Source organism: Micromonospora sp. 15K316 (genome assembly GCF_004348525.1).
Classification (GTDB): Bacteria; Actinomycetota; Actinomycetes; order Mycobacteriales; family Micromonosporaceae; genus Micromonospora.
This window is the reverse complement of the sequence record NZ_SMKG01000360.1, coordinates 1-3,489: the sequence shown is the minus strand read 5'-3', so window position 1 is coordinate 3,489 and position 3,489 is coordinate 1. Positions and strand designations below refer to the sequence as shown.

At 73.7% G+C, this 3,489-nt stretch carries 4 protein-coding genes; 1 reads left to right on the top strand and 3 read right to left on the bottom strand.

Features of this window, described 5'->3' with window-relative positions:
• On the bottom strand, positions 1–719 hold a 719-nt coding region (locus E1211_RS31360; protein WP_132353744.1), incomplete at its 3' end, for a hypothetical protein.
• 54 nt (positions 720–773) lie between these two features.
• On the opposite strand from E1211_RS31360, the gene E1211_RS31355 reads away from it, so the two are divergent.
• On the top strand, positions 774–1,937 hold the full coding sequence (locus E1211_RS31355; RefSeq protein ID WP_132353742.1) for a DNA recombination protein RmuC: 1,164 nt from the start codon (positions 774–776) through the stop codon (positions 1,935–1,937).
• 31 nt (positions 1,938–1,968) lie between these two features.
• Here the strand turns inward: E1211_RS31355 and E1211_RS31350 are convergent, their stop codons facing one another.
• Both E1211_RS31350 and E1211_RS31345 read right to left on the bottom strand, forming a co-directional pair.
• Positions 1,969–2,403, bottom strand: coding sequence for a hypothetical protein (locus E1211_RS31350; RefSeq protein WP_132353739.1), 435 nt, complete (start codon positions 2,401–2,403; stop codon positions 1,969–1,971).
• Positions 2,404–2,443: 40 nt separating this feature from the next.
• The gene (locus E1211_RS31345) at positions 2,444–3,433 is read right to left on the bottom strand and encodes a 4-hydroxy-3-methylbut-2-enyl diphosphate reductase (protein ID WP_132353737.1); all 990 of its coding nucleotides are present in this window, start codon (positions 3,431–3,433) and stop codon (positions 2,444–2,446) included.
• Between the last annotated feature and the right edge of the window lie 56 nt (positions 3,434–3,489).

Genomic DNA, 3,489 nt, shown 5'->3' with positions numbered 1-3,489 from the left:
CCGCCGAAGTCACCCCCGCCGAAGTCGCCGCCCTGGTCCGCGCCGCCCTGGTCACCGAAGTCGTTGCCGTCGGCGAAGCCCTCCTGGTAGCCGGCCTCGTAGCCGTAGCCCGGGTCGGCGAAGGCGGGCGAGAAGAGGGCGTCGGCGATGAGCACGCCGCCGAGCACACCCGCCCCGGCCCCGAGCGCGGTCTTCCACCACGGCGTCGAGTACCAGCCGGCCGGCACCGGCCGCCCCTGGAACCGGCCGCCCGGGTAGTAGTACGGGGTCTCCCGCCCCGGCTGGGGGCCCGCCTTGAACGTCTGCCCCTGCACCTCGACCTGCCGTTCCCGGGTCAGCTCCCCGGCGCCCGCGGCAGCGGTCAGCGGCGGCAGCTCGGGGCCGGGATCGATGCCGAGCGCGATCCGGGCCGCACGGGCGTAGGCGAGCCCCTCCAGCGCCGTCTCCCGGGCCAGCCGGTACTGGTGCACCGTGCCGGCCTGCTCCAGCTGGCTCCCGGCGGCGTTGTACCGCTCGGAGGCGTCCACCAGCGCCTGCCGCACCGCCGGCTCGTCCCCGTGCAGGTTCATCACCTGGCCGCCGAGGCGCTCGTACCAGCGGTGCGCGTCGGCCCGCACGTCGGCCAGCTCGCGGGCCGCCCGCGCCGCGGCTTCGCGCCGCAACCAGATCAACGCGCCCACGACCAGCGCCACGATGACGACCACGAGCAGAATTTTCATGGCCACGACGGTACCCAAGCCGGCAACGTCGTACGCGTTTGGCAAGCTTCGGTGATGGACTTCCCGACGCTCGCCGTGGTGGTGGTCTGTCTCGGCGCTGGTGGCGCGCTCGGGTGGCTCGCCGCCCGGTCCCGCGCCTCGGCCGAGATCGCCCGGTTGGACGCCACCCTGCGCGCCACGCGGGAGGGCGAGGGGCGGCTGGAGCAGTCCCTCCGGGCGCTGAGCTACGAGGCGACCGCCCAGTCCCAGGAGGCGGTGTCCCGGGCCGTCGCACCGCTGCACGAGACCCTGCGCCGCTACGAGCAGCGCGTCGGCGACCTGGAACGTCAGCGGGTCGACGCCTACGCCGAGCTGCGCGAGCAGGTGCGCTCGATGAGCGTGGTCTCGGGGGAGCTGCGCACCGAGACGAAGCAGCTCGTGGCGGCGCTGCGCGCCCCGCAGGTCCGCGGTCGATGGGGCGAACACCAGCTGCGCCGGATCGTCGAGGCGGCCGGCATGCTGGAGCACTGCGACTTCGCCGAGCAGGTCACGGCCGCCACCGATCAGCAGGGGGTCCGCCCCGACCTGGTCGTACGGCTGCACGGCGGCCGCTCGGTGGTGGTCGACGCCAAGGCCCCGTTCGACGCGTACCTCACCGCGATGGAGGCACGTGACGAGCGCGGCCGGGACACCCACCTCGACGCGCACGCCCGGCACCTGCGGGCACACGTCGACGCCCTGGCCGCCAAGACCTACTGGGCCGCGTTCGACAGCACCCCGGAGTTCGTGGTGCTCTTCGTCCCGGCCGACCCCTTCCTCGACGTGGCCCTCCAGCGTGACCCGACGCTGCTGGAGCACGCCTTCGCCCGGAACGTGGTGCTGGCCACCCCGGCCACCCTGGTCGCGTTGCTGCGGACCGTCGCCTACTCCTGGCGGCAGGAGGCGCTGGCCCGCAACGCGGCGGCGGTGCACTCGTTGGCCCGGGAGCTGCACGGCCGGCTGGCCACGCTCGGCGACCACGTCGGCAAGCTCGGCTCGGCGCTGGGCAGCGCGGTGACCGCGTACAACCGGGCGGTCGGGTCGTTGGAGGCGCGGGTACTGGTCAGCGCGCGCAAGCTCGCCGAGCTGGGCGTCTCGGACCGGGAGCTGGAAGCCCCGGCACAGGTCGAGCTGGCGCCCCGGCAGCCGCAGGCGCCGGAGTTGCTCGACGCGGCCGACGACGACCTTCCGACCCGCTGACCCCTGGGCGGAGGCCGTCCGGGCGGGTGCCTCAGGAGCGCCGCGCGGCCTCGACGACGAACGGGGTGCCCTGCTGGCAGGTGGTCATCATGCCGGGCTGAACCCGCCCGGTGACGGTCACCTCGGCGCCCACGGCGAGGACGTCGCGCGGGCCACCGATCAGCAGGTAGCCGTCGAGCAGCAGGCAGTTCGGCTCGACGCCGGCCACGACCGTGCCGGTCAGCTCGGTGGCGCCGACCGGCGGCGGCAGCGTCGGCCCGCCCGGCTTGGTCGTCCCGCGCGGCGGGGTGCTCGGCGACGTCGGGCCGGTCGGTGCGGTCGACGGGGTCGGGGGCTGGTCGGTCACCGCGGATGCTCCCGTCGAGGTGGGCGTGGTGGTCGGAGTGCCGGTGCCGTCCTGGCCACCGCAGGCGCTCAGCGCGGCGACGGCGACCAGGGCGACGGCGGCGAGCCGAAGGGTCCTCATACCGGTATCGGACGTGTCAGGACGGCCGGGCGTTCCCGGATCAGCCGCGCGCCGCGGCGGCGGCCCGCATGTCCCGCTTGAGCTCCTGCGGCAACGAGAAGGTGAGCCGCTCGTTGGCCGTGGTGATCTCCTCGACGTCGCCGAAGCCCCGCGCGGCGAGGTGCGCGAGCACCTCCTGCACCAGCTCCTCCGGAACGCTCGCGCCGGAGGTCACGCCGACCGTACGGGCATCGGCGAGCCAGGCGTCGTCGATCTCGTGCGCGAAGTCGATCAGGTGTCCGGCGCGGGCGCCGGCGTCCAGCGCGACCTCGACGAGCCGGACCGAGTTGGACGAGTTCCGCGAGCCCACCACGATCACCACGTCGCAGTCGGGCGCGATCTGCTTGACCACGTGCTGCCGGTTCGACGTGGCGTAGCAGATGTCGTCACTGGGCGGCGACTGGAGCAGCGGCAGCCGCTTCTTGAGCCGGGCGACAGTCTCCAGCGTCTCGTCCACGGAGAGGGTGGTCTGGGAGAGCCAGACGACCTTGTTCGGGTCGCGAACGGTGATCCGGTCGGCGGCGTCCGGGCCGTCGACGAGCTGGATGTGTTCGGGGGCCTCGCCGGAGGTGCCGATGACCTCCTCGTGCCCCTCGTGCCCGATCAGCAGGATGTCGTAGTCCTCGGCGGCGAACCGCTTCGCCTCGTGGTGCACCTTGGTGACCAGTGGGCAGGTCGCGTCGATCGCCTTCAGCGAGCGCGACTTCGCCTGCTCGTACACCTCGGGCGCGACGCCGTGCGCGGAGAAGACGACGGTGGCGCCCTCCGGCACCTCCTCGTTCTCCTCCACGAAGATCGCGCCCTGCGCCTCGAGCGTCCGCACCACGTGCTTGTTGTGCACGATCTGCTTGCGGACGTAGATCGGGGCGCCGTAGAGCTTCAGCGCCTCCTGCACGGTCTGCACCGCGCGGTCGACTCCCGCGCAGTAGCCGCGGGGCTTGGCCAGGAGCACGCGCTTACCGGTCCGGGGAGTCGCTTCATCCTGAGTCACCCGCCCATCGTACGTGCCCGCCCGGAGGCGGACATCGGCTGCGACCGCCACCCCGC

Coding starts and splice junctions, on each gene's coding strand:
- E1211_RS31355 (WP_132353742.1), top strand. CDS start 774: ATGGACTTCCCGACGCTCGCCGTGGTGGTGGTCTGTCTCGGCGCTGGT.
- E1211_RS31350 (WP_132353739.1), bottom strand. CDS start 2,403: ATGAGGACCCTTCGGCTCGCCGCCGTCGCCCTGGTCGCCGTCGCCGCG.